Here is a 13,673-nt window from a genome sequence, read left to right on the forward strand (position 1 = left end):
TTTGCCCCGCGACGCTTTCAACCGCCGGTCACCGTCGCGGTCCGGGTCGCCGCCTCGGCGCTGGCCTTCAGCGCCTTGAGCTCGGCAGCCCCTCGTTCTATGTCGCGATGCAGGCGCAGGTATTCGGCGCGATGCCGCAGCCACCACGCCTTGGTCGAGCAATGCCCGCTCACGCCACGGGCCAGCGCCAGGCCGCCGACGGCAACCTGCAACATCCCCAGCAGGCCACCGTGGCGCAGCCCCTTGCTGATCATCAACGCGCCCCCAGCCAGGGAACTGATGCGCTCCAGGCCGTGGACATTGTGTTCCGGTGCGTCGGTTGTCCAATGGGTATCGTGCATTGCCGGGTCTCCTCAGGTTGGTGATATCCAGCAGACTTTGCTCAGCGTGCAAGCGTTCAGTGTAATTTGCCGCGTGGTTGCCCCGGACAACTTCGAGACTGTTCTGAGCAGGGGTGTTTATGGCGATTGGTTGCAGGTGTCGTTGGCGAGCGTGTTGGTTTTAATGAAACTTTTGCTCAGCGTATTTAATCAGCTGTGACATGAAAGATCCGCCGTGGCTGAACGACTATGGAGAATCTCTAAATCTCGCTTTTGCCGTTGCCGTTGCCGTTGCCGTTGTTTTTTGCTTTTGCTTCTAAGTGCGCGATAGTTCAGGCGACACAAATTGCGACTTCAGGAGGCCGAACGGAGGTCTCCTGAAGTCGCGAAGTTACGGGCGGCGCCTGGACTGACGCAGCTGTCGCTAGCTGGGTAGGGCGCTAGACTCCTGATCGGCATCGGCATCGGCATCGGCATCGGCATCGGCATCGGCATCGGCAACGGCAACGGCAACGGCAACGGCCCACGGTGGCGTGTACTTCGCCGCGTAGACGCCTGGCTTGCACAGGAGCCGGATGTGATCAAATACCCCCGCAATCCCTAAGCCCCACCTCATGTGAACCGTTCATCAAAAAATCTGTAGACACATTGTCTAACGGCGCTCTATATTCATTATACAAACTGTAGACACAAGCATATGACAACCAAAAAGGCCGCCATGAAAGCCAACGCTGATGTCCAACCGTCCGCCGACGAGGCGCCCATCGATCGCAAGGGCGTCCTTGCCGAGGCCTTGCGCCGGCGCATCCTCAGCATGGAGCTGGCGCCGGGAGCGGTGGTCGACGAGCTGGCGCTGTGCGACGAATTCGGCCTGTCGCGGCCTCCGGTTCGCGAGCTGCTGCGGCAGATGGCTGCCGAGGGTTATGTGGAGCTGGAGGCCAACCGGGCCCCGCGGGTGGCGGCGATGAACCACGACTCGCTGCACAGCTTCTTCCTGGCCGCGCCGCTGATCTACATCGCCACCACGCAACTGGCAGCCACCCATGCCACGGCGGCGGAGATCGAAGGGCTCAAGGCCATCCAGGCACTGTTCCGCCAGGCCATCGAGAGCAAGGACGTGGAAAACCGCGTGCTCTACAACGATGCTTTCCACCTGGAAATCGGCAAGATCGCCCACAACGACTACCTACTGCCCAGCCTGCGCCGCCTGCTGATCGACCACACCCGCTTGGGCAAGATCTTCTACCGTCACCCGACCACCGACGACATGCAGCGCGACCTCGAGCTGGCCTGCATGCAACACGATCAGATGATCGAGGCGATCGAACGCCGCGATCCACAAACCGCGGGGCAGCTGGTGCGCGAGCACTTCGAGCTATCCCGTCGGCGCATGGCCGAATATGCGGCGCCCCAGGGAATGGAAGTGGCACTGGCCTTGTGACGTGACACTCATCGCCCGCCACTGTCCCGGCAGGAGGCCGCAAAGGGCGGGCGTGATGAGGAACAGACCTAACAACAATATCTGGTTCCTGAAATGACAAAGATCACCTCGTTGCCCGCCGACGACAGTACCTGCGGCTGGTACCACCTGAGCAAGGGGCGTCGCACCCGGGCGCCGCACGCCGGCCATACCACGGCGCGCTGGGTCATCGTCGGCGCCGGGTTCACCGGCCTTGCCGCCGCGCGGCAGCTGGCGCTGAACTTTCCCGAGCAGCAGATCGTGCTGCTGGAAGCCCAGGAGGTCGGCTTCGGCTCGTCCGGGCGCAACGCCGGGTTCGCCATCGACCTGCCCCATGACATCGGTGCCGACGACTACATCGGCGACATCGGCGTGGCGAGCAAGACGCTCAAGCTCAACCTCAGTGGCCAGGCGTTCCTCAAGGAGCTGGTGGAGCGCTTCCAGATCGACTGCCAGATGAAGCACTGCGGCAAGTACCAGGCCGCCGTCGAGCCACGCGGCATCGCCGTGCTCGATGCCTACCGCCGGGGCCTGGACAAGCTTGGCCAGCCCTACCAGATGATCGAGGCAGGCGAGCTGCCCGAACACATCGGCACCACGTTCTACCGCAAGGCCCTGTTCACCCCGGGCACTTCGCTGGTGCAGCCTTCGGCGCTGGTGAAGGGGCTGGCCGACAGCCTGCCGGCCAATGTCACCCTGTACGAGCACACGCCGATTACCGAGGTCGAGTACGGCGCCAAGACCGTGCTGCGGCACGCCAACGGCTCGATCACCACCGACAAGCTGATCCTCACCACCAATGCCTTCGGCATGAGCTTCGGATTCCTCAAGGGCCGCATGCTGCCGGTGTTCACCTATGCCAGCCTGACCCGTCCGATGACGCCCGAGGAACAGCTGCGCCTGGGCGGCAAGCCATACTGGGGGGTGATCCCGGCCGATCCGTTCGGCACCACCGTGCGACGCACGCCGGACAATCGCCTGCTGATCCGCAACAGCTTCAGCTTCAACCCCGATGGCCGGGCCAACCGCAAGTACCTGGAGCGATTCGCCGTGCGCCATCGCGATGCCTTCGAGCGGCGCTTCCCGATGGTATCCGGCCTGCCGTTCGAGCATACCTGGGGTGGCGCGCTGGCGATGTCGCGCAACCACACGGGCTTTTTCGGCGAACTGTCGCCCAATGTCTATGGCGCCCTGTGCTGCAACGGCCTGGGCGTGACCCGCGGCACGGCCACCGGCAAGTTGCTGGCCGACTGGCTGGCGGGCGAACGCAATGAACTGATCGATTTCGTGCTGAATGCGCCGGGCCCCTGCGCCAATCCACCGGCCGCGCTGGTGTCGTTGGGCCTTAACCTTAATCTCAAGTGGGGGCAATACCGCGCCGGGCAAGAAAGTTGATGTGATTTAAAGCGTTATTAACAACTTGATATTCGCTGGGCGTTGATTGCCCGGCCTGCGGTTTCTATTGCGTGCTGTTTGGGTTCGAAGTGCAACTTCGACCGTTCGGAGCTGAAATTGAATTTCGGTTTCGCGGGTTCGCTCGCCCTGAAAACGGCCTGCGTTTGATGATGGCAGGAGACAATAATGACAAATACCAATGTATCAATCGAAGACGTACCGCTTAATCGCTTTCATCAATTGCTCACCGTGCGCTCCGGCGGTGGCTCGTTCGTCGATGGCTATGTGCTGAGCATCATTGGCGTGGCCCTGGTGCAGATGTCCGCGGGCCTTTCGTTGAGCAGTTTCTGGCAGGGCATGATCGCCGCTTCGGCGTTGATCGGGATTTTCTTCGGCGGTTTTCTCGGCGGCTGGCTGACCGACCGTTTCGGGCGCAAACGAGTGTTCTTCGTCGGCCCCACCTTGTTCATCCTCGCCTCGCTCAGCCAGTTCTGGGTGGAGTCGGCGCTGGTGCTGTTCCTGCTGCGTTTCACGCTCGGTATCGCCGTGGGCATCGAGTACCCCGTGGCCACTTCGCTGCTGGTGGAGTTCCTGCCACGGAAGAACCGCGGCCCGCGCCTGGCCACCCTGACTATTCTCTGGTTCGCCGGTGCGGCCTTCGCCTATATCCTCGGCGACTTCCTCCTGCGTCAGGGCGGCGACGATGCCTGGCGCCTGGTGCTGGCCAGCCCGGCGCTGATCGGCGCGCTGCTGTTCCTGATCCGTCTGGGGACGCCGGAGTCGCCGCGCTGGCTGCTGAGCAAGGGCCGCGCAAGTGAAGCCGAGGCGGTGATCAAGAGCGTCTACGGCGACACCTTCTCCCTGCGCAACCTGCCCGAGGAACCGGAGCAGAAGAAGCTGTCGTTCCTCAGCCTGCTGCATTCGGGCTATGGCAAACGCATGATGTTCGTCGCGGTGTTCTGGTCCTGCTCGGTGATCCCGGTCTTTGCCGTGTACGCCTTCGCGCCGAAGGTGCTTGGCGCGCTCAACCTCAAGGGCGACTGGGCCTCGTTCGGCTCGGTGGCGATCACCTTGCTGTTCGTGGTCGGCTGCATCGTCGCCACGCGGCTGATCAACAGCATGGGCCGGCGCAGCATGCTGATCCACAGCTTCTTCTGGTCGGGGCTGGCGCTGCTGGGGCTGGGTGTGTTCCACGCCGCTTCCGAACTGCTGATCCTCGGCCTGTTCGGCGCCTACGCGCTGTTCATCGGTGGCGCCCAGGTGCTGCAACTGGTCTACCCCAACGAACTGTTCCCCACCGAGATCCGCGCCAACGCCGTGGGCGTCGGCACCTCGCTGTCGCGGGTTGGCGCTGCGATCGGCACCTGGCTGGTGCCGCTGGTGCTCGATGGCTATGGCATCGCCTTCACCATGTATGCGGCAGCCGCAGTCACTTTGCTCGGCTTGCTGGTGGCCTGGGCGCTGGCCCCGGAGACCCGAGCGCTCAACCTGCAGCAGGCAGCCGCCCTCAATTGATCCCTTGCACCGCGCCGGGCTTGCCCGACGCGGCCTGAAACCTTGTGTCCAATGGAGTACCTGATCGTGAAATTCGAAGGCATCTACACCCCGGCAATCACCCCCCTGGCCACTGACGGCTCGATCGACAAGGCGGCCTTCGCCGAGGTTCTCGAATACCTGGTCGAGGCGAAGATCCACGGTGTGATCATCGGCGGCTCCACCGGCGAGTACTACGCCCATACCACCCAGGAGCGCATCGAGCTGGCGGCCCAGGCCAAGGATGTACTCAACGGGCGCCTGCCGCTGATCGTCGGCACCGGCGGCATCCGCACCGAGGACGCCGTGGCCTTCGCCAGGCACGCCAAGGAGATCAAGGCCGATGCGCTGCTGGTCGGCACGCCGCCCTATGCGCTGCCGACCCAGCAGGAAATCGCCCTGCATGTAAAAGCGGTGGACGCCGCCGCCGGCCTGCCGATCATGCTCTACAACTACCCCGGCCGCATGGGCGTGAGCATGGGCGATGAGTTCTTCGATGCGGTGGCCGATGTGCAGAACATCGTCGCCATCAAGGAAAGCTCCGGCGACATGGCCCAATTGCACCGCCTGGCCATTCGACGCCCGCACATCCAGCTGTCCTGCGGTTGGGACGACCAGGCCCTGGAGTTCTTTGCCTGGGGCGCGAAAAGTTGGGTCTGCGCCGGCTCCAACTTCATCCCCCGCGAGCATGTGGCGCTCTATGAGGCGTGCGTGCTGGAGAAAGACTTCGACAAGGCGCGGCGCATCATGGCGGCGATGATGCCGCTGATGGACTTCCTTGAAGGGGGCAAGTTCGTCCAGTCGATCAAGTATGGCTGTGCCCTCGACGGTTTGCGCAGCGGTGGCGTACGCAAGCCTTTGCAGGACCTCGACGGGGCCGAAAAGCAGGCACTCGAGCGGGTGGTCGGCGAACTCAAGCGCAATGTCGCGCAGATCACAGGAGGTGCCTGAACATGGCTGAATTGCTCAGCAAGGCCGAATACGCGGCCATCGCCGCGAAACTGCAACCGCGTACCCAGGCGTTCATCGACGGCGAGTTCCGCGATGCCGTCGCGGGTAATACCTTCGTCACCAGCAACCCGGCCACCGGCCAGTTGCTGGCCGAAGTGGCCGCCTGCGACGTGCAGGATGTGGACCTCGCGGTGGCGGCTGCCAAGCGTGTGTTCGAGGCCGGTACCTGGTCGAAGCGCCAGCCGGGCGAGCGCAAGCAGGTGCTGCTGAAGTTTGCCCAGTTGCTCGAGGACAATGCCCACGAACTGGCGGTACTGGAAAGCCTGGACAGCGGCAAGCCGGTAAGCGAGTGCCAGAACGTCGATGTGCCGGAAACCATCCACACGATCCGCTGGCACGCCGAGCTGATCGACAAGCTCTATGACAACACCGCGCCCACCGGCAACGCTGCGGTGACCCTGGTGGTCCGCGAGGCCATCGGCGTGGTCGGCCTGGTGCTGCCGTGGAACTTCCCGCTGCTGATGCTGGCCTGGAAGATCGCTCCGTCGCTGGCCGCCGGGTGTTCGATCGTGGTCAAGCCGGCCAAGGAAACCACCCTCAGCGCGCTGCGCGTGGCCGAACTGGCGCACCAGGCCGGCATTCCGGCTGGCGTGTTCAACCTGGTGCCGGGCGGTGGCCGTGAGGTGGGCGAGGCCATCGGCCGCCACATGGATATCCCGATGGTCAGCTTCACCGGTTCCACCGACACCGGCCGGCTGTTCCTCAAGTATGCCGCCGAGTCCAACCTCAAGCGCATCGTGCTGGAGTTGGGGGGCAAGAACCCGGCGGTGGTGATGAACGACTGCGAAGACCTGGACGAGGTTGCGCAGTTCGTCACTGCCGGGGCGTTCTGGAACATGGGCGAGAACTGCTCGGCGTCGTCGCGGCTGATCGTGCATGAGGATGTGAAGGACGAGTTGCTCGGCCTCATGGCCAAGCATCTGAAGGACTGGCAGCTGGGTGATCCGCTCGACCCGGAAAACCGCCTGGGCGCGATGGTCAGCAAAGCCCACTTCGACAAGGTGCGTTCATACCTGGAGTACGCCGCCGAGCATTCGCTCAAGGTGGTGCAGGGAGGCGAGACGCAAGAAGGTGTGTACGTGCAACCGACCATCGTCGACGGCGTGGCACGGGACAGCCGCCTGTTCGTCGAGGAGATCTTCGGGCCGGTGCTCAGCGTGACCAGTTTCACGACCATCGACGAAGCCATCGAGCTGGCCAACGATACGGTCTACGGCCTGGCCGCGTCGGCCTATACCGGCAGCCTGCGCAATGCCTTGCGCCTGTCGCGGGAGATCCGCGCCGGGGTGGTGACGGTGAACTGCTTCGGCGAGGGCGATGCTTCAACGCCATTCGGAGGCTACAAGGAGTCCGGGTTTGGTGGGCGCGACAAATCGCAGTGGGCGCATGACCAGTACACCGAGCTGAAGACCATCTGGATCAACGCTACGTAAGCGACAGCAGGATTGGCCTTATCGCCGGCAAGCCGGCTCCCACAGGTACTACGCATGACATCTGGCCAACTCGGACAGTGTGGGAGCCGGCTTGCCGGCGATGCGCCGCGTCAGCGGCGCCTATGGGCATGATATTTCGAAATGCATGCCCCAGGCGTTCATTCCGGCGTTACTTGAACTTGGGCCCCGACCGCGTATTCAACCCCTTGGCCATGCGGTCATACAGCACCACATTCACCGTCGCCGCCAGGTTCATGCAGCCCTGGGTCGGGATGTAGATGGTCTCTTCGCACCAACCGCGCACGTCTTCGCTCAGCGAGCCATCCTCTGGCCCGAAGATGTAGATCGCCCGGTCCGGGTGGGTGTATTCGGGCAGGGGGCGCGCGCCGTCCACCAGTTCCACCGCCACTGGCGTGCAACCCAGGGGGATGATGTGCTGCAGGTCGTCGATGCCGATCAGCGGGATGTCGTAATGGACGCGCTTGGTATCGGTGACGAAATCCCGGGCGCGCTCATAGCGCTTGCCGGTGTAGAACACCGAATTGACCCCATAGCAGCCCGCCGCGCGCATCACCGAACCGACGTTCTCGGCGGATTTGGGGTTGAACAGGCCGATGCAGCTGTACCGTTTGTTCGCCACGTGTCGGGGCCCTTCGCAAAAAAAGAGCGCGATTATACGGGCTTGCCGACACGGAGGGGGCGGGAATCGACGGTCAGTCCTTCTTCATCAGCGCGGCCAGGCCGGCGAACGGGTTGTGGGTGGCCACGGCGACTTTCGGCGTGCTCAGCGAACCTTCGCTGAAATACTGCTGGTCGGTGTAGCGGGCGTGCTCGTTGTCGTGGCAGTACAGGCACAGCAGTTCCCAGTTGGAGCCGTCCTGGGGGTTGTTGTCGTGGTTGTGGTCGCGGTGATGCACAGTCAGCTCCGACAGGCGTTTGCCGGAGAACTCGCGGGTGCAGCGGCCGCAGACATGGGGGTACATTTTCAGCGCCTTGTCGCGATAGCCCATTTCCTTGTCGCGCTTGGCGTCGGCGAGGATACGGTCGAGGCGGGCGGTGGCGTCGGAGGTGGAACTCATGGTGTTACCTTTTTTCTAATCAGGGCAATGACGGTTATGTCCTTGAGTCTAGCGCGCCAGTCGGGCGGGCGGACAGGCAAAAATGCGCCATTGGGCATAGCCTGTAGGAAGGTTTCTGACAGGAGGCTGCAGATGTTGCATGCGATCCTCGCCGCATTGTTGCTTGGCACAGTGCCGTTGGCCGACGCTGCGGGTCAGCAGCGGCCGCTCACGACCGTCCCGGGGGCACCGGGGACGCCGACGCCGACGCCCTACCCGCAGATCACCCCGAGCACGCCGCCCAAGGCCGGCGCCAACCGGCCCGGCGCGCCGCTGCTGCCGCCCATGCCGGTGCCGGGGCCGCCGAAGGACCAACCGTTGCCGGGGTTGAACCAGGATCCGCCAAAGCCGCCGCCTAGACGTGACTGACATCTGCTGTACCGGGCGTCGTGAAAGCGTCACGGCCAGAGCGCGAATGTTCCGGGTGTCGGTTTACGCCACGCCCAGCTCATTGAGCACGAACGCATACTCCAACGCCACGTCGCGCAGCCCCTGGTAGCGGCCGCTCATGCCGCCGTGGCCGGCGCCCATCTCGGTCTTGAGCAGCAGCAGGTTGGCGTCGGTCTTGCGCGTGCGCAGGCGCGCCACCCACTTGGCCGCCTCCCAGTACTGCACTCGGCTGTCGTTGTAGCCGGCGATCACCAGCATGGCCGGGTAGGCCTGGGCCCTGACGTTCTCGTACGGCGCGTAGGCCTTGATCCGCGCATACACCTCGGGGTCTTGTGGGTTGCCCCATTCGTCGTACTCGGTGACGGTCAGCGGCAGTTCGGGGTCGAGCATGGTGTTGAGCACATCGACGAACGGCACTTCGGCGATGGCGCAGCGGAACAGCTCGGGGCGCAGGTTGAGCACCGCGCCCATCAGCAGGCCGCCGGCACTGCCGCCACTGATGGCCAGGCGTTCGCTGCTGGTCACGCCTTCGGCGACCAGGTGTTCGGCGCAGGCGATGAAGTCGTCGAAGCTGTTGTGCTTGTGTTCCTGCTTGCCGGCCCGGTACCAGGCTTCACCCAGCTCGCCGCCACCGCGCACATGGGCGATGGCGAAGGCCACGCCACGCTCCAGCAGGCTCAGGCGGGCATGGGAGAACCACGGGTCGAGGCTTTCGCCGTAGGCACCATAGCCGTAGAGGTAGAGCGGCACCGTCTTGCCGTCGTCGGCGCGACGGCGCACCAGGCTGATCGGTACCCGGGTGCCGTCCTTGGCCACCGCCCACAGGCGCTGGCTGATGTAGTCGTCGGCGTCGAAGGCGCCAAGCACCGGGGTCTGCTTGAGTACCTGCTGGGCGCCTGTGGCCAGCTCCAGCTGGCGCACCTGGGCCGGACGGTTGAGGGCTTCGTAGCGCAGGCGGATGCGCGTGCTGGCGAATTCCAGGCTGTCCTGCACGTAGAGGCTGTAGGCGGCGTCCGGCAGTTCGACGCGGTAGGCCGGCAGGCCTTGCGGGCGCACTTCGATGATTGGCAGGCCGCCTTCGCGCAGGCTCAGGGACAGCGCCGAGGCATTGAGGCTGACGCCTTCGAGCATGATGTCGTCGCGGTGCGGCACCAGCACCTGCCATTGCGCGCGGGCCGGCACGCTGTCTGCCGGCGCATGGAACAGGGCGAAGTTGATACCGTCCTGGTTGCTGCGGATGAACCAGCGCCATTGACCGTCGAGCTGGCCATGGTCGGGGAAGTACTCATGGCCTTCGACCCGTGGCGCCAGGCAGGTGAAGTCGGCATGCGGCGTGGCCGCATCGAGCACCCAGGCTTCGCTGGTGGTCTTGCTGTTGAGCAGCAGCACCAGTTGGCGTTCGGAGCTGGCGCGGTAGCAGTGCAGGAAGAAACGTCCGTCGGGTTCTTCGAATACGCTGGTGGCCGCGGCCTCGCCCAGGGTGTGGCGGCGCAGGCGCCAGGGGCGGTGGGTGTCGTCCAGCTCGGCGAAGAACAGCGTCTGGCTGTCGTTGGCCCAGGTCATGCTGCCGTCGCAGTCGTCGAAGGGCAGGGCGCTCAGCGCGCCGCTGGCCAGGTCCTTGACGTACAGGGTGTAGACCTCGTCGCCGCTGGTATCCAGGCTGTAGGCCAGCAGGCGATGGTCGGGGCTGATGCTGAAGGCGCCGAGGGAGAGGAAACCGCCGTTCGCCAGCGCATTGGGGTCGAGCAGCAGTTCCTCGCGGCTTTCATCGACCGTATTGCTGTCGTCGGCCGGGCGCGGGCAGCGGTAGTGGCGCGGGTACTCGTCGCCGGCGGTGGTGCGGGTGTAGTAGAGGTACGGACCCCAGGGCGAGGGCAGCGACAGGTCGGTCTCGAGGATGCGGCTCTTGATCTCTTCGAACAGTTGCTCGCGCAGCGGCGCCTGGCCGGCCAGGCAGGCTTCCTGGTAGGCGTTTTCCTCGGCCAGGTAGGCCAGCACCTCGGGCGTGTCGCGGTCCTGCAGCCAGGCGTAGGGGTCGTTGCCGTCGGCTTGATGGGCGATAGGGGCGGGAAGGGTCAGGGGCATGGGTGATCTCATCGATGATGGGCCCCTCGCGAGGGGCCACTGCGGGTCGCATGCGGTGCGGGGGCAGCCTGCGCCGGTAAAAGTGTTTATCATAGGCGTCTCTTTGCCTGGCTTGCACCAACACCATGACCGAACACGACTATACGCTGGCCTGGGGCCTGTACGCCGTTGCCGCCCTGGGCTGCCTGCTGGTGGGCTTCAAGCTGACCAGCTGGATGTGGCGCTGGCTGCGCGAGCCGCTGCGGGTGATCATCGCCGTGCTGCTGTTCGCCCCGACCATCGTCGACCCGGTCAAGGAAAGCTTCGCCCCGGCCATCGCCATCACCGCGCTGGACCTCGCCTTCAAGGTCGGCAACAACGCCTGGCGCGCAGCCTCGGACCTTGCCATGTACGGGATGATCGCCTTTGCCCTGTACTTCGTCTTCGTGCTGATCCGCTGGCCGCTGGAAAAGCGTGCCCGCGAACGCCGCGCCCAGCGCGAGGCCGCCGCCCAGCGCCAGGCCAAGGAAGAGGAGGAGGTCGTGGCCGATGCGTCCCTGGCCGCCAATCGTCACGACCGCTACCGCGACGATCCGCCACCGGCCCCCGTGCGCCGCTCCGGCCCCGGGCAGGGCCGCGTCGAACCCCGTCTGTAAGCCAGGAGCCGCGAACATGTGCGAACTGCTGGGCATGAGCGCCAACGTCCCCACCGATATCGTCTTCAGCTTCACCGGCCTGATGCAGCGCGGCGGGCGCACCGGCCCGCACCGCGATGGCTGGGGCATCGGCTTCTATGAAGGGCGCGGCCTGCGTTTGTTCCAAGACCCGGCGGCGAGCAGCGAGTCGGAAGTGGCCAACCTGGTGCAGCGCTACCCGATCAAGAGCGAAGTGGTCATCGGCCATATCCGCCAGGCCAACGTCGGCAAGGTCTGCCTGTCCAACACCCACCCGTTCGTGCGCGAGCTGTGGGGCCGCAACTGGTGCTTCGCGCACAACGGCCAGCTGGGTGACTTCGCCGGCCAGCGCACGTTCTACCGACCTATCGGCGATACCGACAGCGAGGCCGCCTTCTGCGACCTGCTCAATCGAATTCGCGAGGCCTTCCCCGAGCCGGTGGAAGCCGAGCAGCTGCTGCCGGTGCTGGTCGAGGCTTGCGCCGAGTACCGCGGCAAGGGCGTGTTCAACTGCCTGCTCAGCGACGGCGACTGGCTGTTCTGCTTCTGCTCGACCAAACTGGTGCACATCACCCGTCGCGCGCCGTTCGGCGCGGCGCGGCTGAAGGATGTCGACCTGATCGTCGACTTCCACACGCAAACCACCCCCAACGACGTGGTCACGGTGATCGCCACCGAGGCCCTGACCGAGAACGAGACCTGGAACCGCTACGAGCCGGGTCAGTGGGGGCTGTGGCGCCACGGCGAGTGCGTCGCCCACGGCCAGAGCTAAGGACGCTCCATGTTCAGAAGTTACCTGCGTTTGCTGTTGTTCACCTTCGGCCTGCTGGCCGGTCTCCAGGTGCCGGGGCTGGTCAAGGACTACAGCCAGCGCGTCGAGGCGCACCTGCTCGAGTCGCGCCAGGCCCTGGACGGCTTCCGCCAGACCGCGCAGCGCTTTTTCAACGGCGACCTGCAGGCGCTGGTGCGGCATTACCGCGGCAGCGACGATCCGGTGTTCAACAGCGATGCCAACAGCATCGAAAGCCTGCTGATCCGCAACCAGGCGCTGGAGCATGAATGGCAGGCCCTGCAAGGCTCGTGGGTGAGCCGTACCTGGCATGTGCTGGTGCAGCCGGAGCCGACGCTGCGCGAAGAGACGCTCAAGGGCTACAGCTACCAGATCCTGCTGGTGCCCGAGGCTATCGGCTGGGGGATCGGCAGCGGGTTTGTGCTGGCGTTCGTGGTCGAGAGCCTGTTGCTGGTGATTGGCTGGGTGATCCTCGGTGGGCGGCGCAAGGTGGTGAAGGAAAGCTGGCGCTAGTTTTTCCGGCCCTGCGGCAGAGTTGCTCAGACCAACACAATCCGCTGCCCGCCCACATCCCGCGCATAGCGCTCCAGCACCTGTCGGCACACGCCTACCACCTCGTCCACCAGCGCCACGCCGGTCTGCCAGGCCACCACCAGCTCCAGGCTTGGCGGTGGCTGCAAGCCTTCCAGCAACACCAACTCGCCCCTGTTCAGTTCGCCATCGACCAGCGCCGGTGGCAGCGCGCCGATGCCGAAACCATCGCGCAGCAGGCGGGTGATCGCCGCCACCGAGTTCACGCAGTTCAGGCGTGGCGCGTCGGCCCCGGCGGCCTGCAGCAGGCCGAGCACCTCCTGGTGCGGTCGTGAATTCTTCGAGAAGGTGACGATGCGCTCGCGGGCCAGCTCCGTCAGCGAGGCGTAGGTGCGGTGGTGCGGGGAGCCTGCCGCGACGATCCAGCCCATCGGGTAGCGCGCCAGGTCCTGGCTGCGGATCGACTGTTCACGCAGCAGGTCGGTCTGCAGGATCACCTCGAGAAAACCCTTCTGCAACTGCTCGCGCAGGTTCAGCGCGGTATCGGCCACCAGCTCGATCTCCACCTGCGGATAGCGCTCGCCCAGCTCCGCCACCAGCGCGCTCATCCAGGTGTGGATGACCGTATCCATGACCCCCAGGCGAATGCGCCCGGTCTTGGTCCGGTCGCTGTCCAGCGACTGCTTCATGGCTTTGGCGGTGTCGAGCATGCGTTCGGCATATTCCAGCACTTTGGCGCCCTCGGGTGTCAGGCTGACCCCGCGCGAATCGCGCAACAGCAGTTTCACGCCCAGGTCGGCCTCCAGCGCGGCGATGCGGCTGGACACCGAGGCCTGGGTGGTGAACAGCTTCTCGGCGGTGAGGCGGAAGCTCTTGAGCCGGGCGACCCAGACGAAGGTTTCGAGGAAACGGAGGTTCATGATCAGTTTTTCTTGTTCCAGACCGGCGGATTTTC

General features: G+C 64.8%; 14 protein-coding genes. 9 read left to right on the top strand and 5 right to left on the bottom strand.

Features of this window, described 5'->3' with window-relative positions; all coding sequences use genetic code 11:
* Positions 1-17 precede the first annotated feature (17 nt).
* The gene (locus KSS90_RS06735) at positions 18-341 is read right to left on the bottom strand and encodes a YgaP-like transmembrane domain (RefSeq protein ID WP_217868700.1); all 324 of its coding nucleotides are present in this window, start codon (positions 339-341) and stop codon (positions 18-20) included.
* Between the two features lie 697 nt (positions 342-1,038).
* Here KSS90_RS06735 and KSS90_RS06740 point away from each other — a divergent pair.
* From KSS90_RS06740 to KSS90_RS06760, 5 genes are all read left to right on the top strand, one after another.
* The gene (locus KSS90_RS06740; protein WP_217868701.1) at positions 1,039-1,761 is read left to right on the top strand and encodes a GntR family transcriptional regulator; all 723 of its coding nucleotides are present in this window, start codon (positions 1,039-1,041) and stop codon (positions 1,759-1,761) included.
* Between the two features lie 93 nt (positions 1,762-1,854).
* Positions 1,855-3,174 carry an NAD(P)/FAD-dependent oxidoreductase gene (locus tag KSS90_RS06745; protein ID WP_217868702.1) on the top strand — a complete coding sequence of 440 codons (1,320 nt, stop codon included), beginning with the start codon at positions 1,855-1,857 and terminating at the stop codon, positions 3,172-3,174.
* A 186-nt stretch (positions 3,175-3,360) separates the two neighbouring features.
* On the top strand, positions 3,361-4,689 hold the full coding sequence (locus tag KSS90_RS06750) for an MFS transporter (RefSeq protein WP_217868703.1): 1,329 nt from the start codon (positions 3,361-3,363) through the stop codon (positions 4,687-4,689).
* 66 nt (positions 4,690-4,755) lie between these two features.
* Positions 4,756-5,658, top strand: coding sequence for a dihydrodipicolinate synthase family protein (locus KSS90_RS06755; RefSeq protein ID WP_217868704.1), 903 nt, complete (start codon positions 4,756-4,758; stop codon positions 5,656-5,658).
* A gap of 2 nt (positions 5,659-5,660) precedes the next feature.
* A complete protein-coding gene (locus tag KSS90_RS06760; protein ID WP_217868705.1) occupies positions 5,661-7,151 on the top strand; it encodes an aldehyde dehydrogenase in 1,491 nt (496 codons plus the stop codon).
* Between the two features lie 169 nt (positions 7,152-7,320).
* Here the strand turns inward: KSS90_RS06760 and KSS90_RS06765 are convergent, their stop codons facing one another.
* Positions 7,321-7,791, bottom strand: coding sequence for an RNA methyltransferase (locus KSS90_RS06765; RefSeq protein WP_217868706.1), 471 nt, complete (start codon positions 7,789-7,791; stop codon positions 7,321-7,323).
* A gap of 73 nt (positions 7,792-7,864) precedes the next feature.
* Positions 7,865-8,230, bottom strand: a complete 366-nt coding sequence (locus KSS90_RS06770; protein WP_023632486.1) for a YajD family HNH nuclease — start codon at positions 8,228-8,230, stop codon at positions 7,865-7,867.
* Positions 8,231-8,362: 132 nt separating this feature from the next.
* Here KSS90_RS06770 and KSS90_RS06775 point away from each other — a divergent pair, with 132 nt between their 5' ends.
* The gene (locus tag KSS90_RS06775) at positions 8,363-8,638 is read left to right on the top strand and encodes a hypothetical protein (protein ID WP_217868707.1); all 276 of its coding nucleotides are present in this window, start codon (positions 8,363-8,365) and stop codon (positions 8,636-8,638) included.
* A 63-nt stretch (positions 8,639-8,701) separates the two neighbouring features.
* Here KSS90_RS06775 and KSS90_RS06780 read toward each other — a convergent pair whose 3' ends face one another.
* Positions 8,702-10,744 (bottom strand): S9 family peptidase, encoded by a 2,043-nt coding sequence (locus KSS90_RS06780; RefSeq protein WP_217868708.1) that lies wholly within the window; start codon positions 10,742-10,744, stop codon positions 8,702-8,704.
* 125 nt (positions 10,745-10,869) lie between these two features.
* On the opposite strand from KSS90_RS06780, the gene KSS90_RS06785 reads away from it, so the two are divergent.
* The 3 genes from KSS90_RS06785 to KSS90_RS06795 are packed head-to-tail and all read left to right on the top strand — an operon-like array spanning position 10,870 to position 12,700.
* Positions 10,870-11,379: an MFS transporter gene (locus tag KSS90_RS06785; RefSeq protein ID WP_217868709.1), complete on the top strand. Its 510-nt coding sequence runs from the start codon at positions 10,870-10,872 to the stop codon at positions 11,377-11,379.
* A 16-nt stretch (positions 11,380-11,395) separates the two neighbouring features.
* A complete protein-coding gene (locus tag KSS90_RS06790; RefSeq protein ID WP_038705609.1) occupies positions 11,396-12,169 on the top strand; it encodes a class II glutamine amidotransferase in 774 nt (257 codons plus the stop codon).
* A gap of 9 nt (positions 12,170-12,178) precedes the next feature.
* Positions 12,179-12,700 carry a DUF2937 family protein gene (locus KSS90_RS06795; protein ID WP_102684379.1) on the top strand — a complete coding sequence of 174 codons (522 nt, stop codon included), beginning with the start codon at positions 12,179-12,181 and terminating at the stop codon, positions 12,698-12,700.
* 26 nt (positions 12,701-12,726) lie between these two features.
* Here KSS90_RS06795 and KSS90_RS06800 read toward each other — a convergent pair whose 3' ends face one another.
* Entirely contained in the window at positions 12,727-13,638 is a 912-nt protein-coding gene (locus KSS90_RS06800) for a LysR family transcriptional regulator (RefSeq protein WP_217868711.1), read from the bottom strand.
* Positions 13,639-13,673: the final 35 nt, after the last annotated feature.

This window comes from Pseudomonas maumuensis, from assembly GCF_019139675.1.
In the GTDB taxonomy this organism is placed as follows: Bacteria; Pseudomonadota; Gammaproteobacteria; order Pseudomonadales; family Pseudomonadaceae; genus Aquipseudomonas; species Aquipseudomonas maumuensis.

What these genes read in the sequence shown, in the direction of transcription:
- KSS90_RS06735 (WP_217868700.1), bottom strand. Translation starts at nt 341, where the DNA reads ATGCACGATACCCATTGGACAACCGACGCACCGGAACACAATGTCCAC.
- KSS90_RS06740 (WP_217868701.1), top strand. Translation starts at nt 1,039, where the DNA reads ATGAAAGCCAACGCTGATGTCCAACCGTCCGCCGACGAGGCGCCCATC.
- KSS90_RS06745 (WP_217868702.1), top strand. Translation starts at nt 1,855, where the DNA reads ATGACAAAGATCACCTCGTTGCCCGCCGACGACAGTACCTGCGGCTGG.
- KSS90_RS06750 (WP_217868703.1), top strand. Translation starts at nt 3,361, where the DNA reads ATGACAAATACCAATGTATCAATCGAAGACGTACCGCTTAATCGCTTT.
- KSS90_RS06760 (WP_217868705.1), top strand. Translation starts at nt 5,661, where the DNA reads ATGGCTGAATTGCTCAGCAAGGCCGAATACGCGGCCATCGCCGCGAAA.
- KSS90_RS06770 (WP_023632486.1), bottom strand. Translation starts at nt 8,230, where the DNA reads ATGAGTTCCACCTCCGACGCCACCGCCCGCCTCGACCGTATCCTCGCC.
- KSS90_RS06775 (WP_217868707.1), top strand. Translation starts at nt 8,363, where the DNA reads ATGTTGCATGCGATCCTCGCCGCATTGTTGCTTGGCACAGTGCCGTTG.
- KSS90_RS06780 (WP_217868708.1), bottom strand. Translation starts at nt 10,744, where the DNA reads ATGCCCCTGACCCTTCCCGCCCCTATCGCCCATCAAGCCGACGGCAAC.
- KSS90_RS06785 (WP_217868709.1), top strand. Translation starts at nt 10,870, where the DNA reads ATGACCGAACACGACTATACGCTGGCCTGGGGCCTGTACGCCGTTGCC.
- KSS90_RS06790 (WP_038705609.1), top strand. Translation starts at nt 11,396, where the DNA reads ATGTGCGAACTGCTGGGCATGAGCGCCAACGTCCCCACCGATATCGTC.
- KSS90_RS06795 (WP_102684379.1), top strand. Translation starts at nt 12,179, where the DNA reads ATGTTCAGAAGTTACCTGCGTTTGCTGTTGTTCACCTTCGGCCTGCTG.
- KSS90_RS06800 (WP_217868711.1), bottom strand. Translation starts at nt 13,638, where the DNA reads ATGAACCTCCGTTTCCTCGAAACCTTCGTCTGGGTCGCCCGGCTCAAG.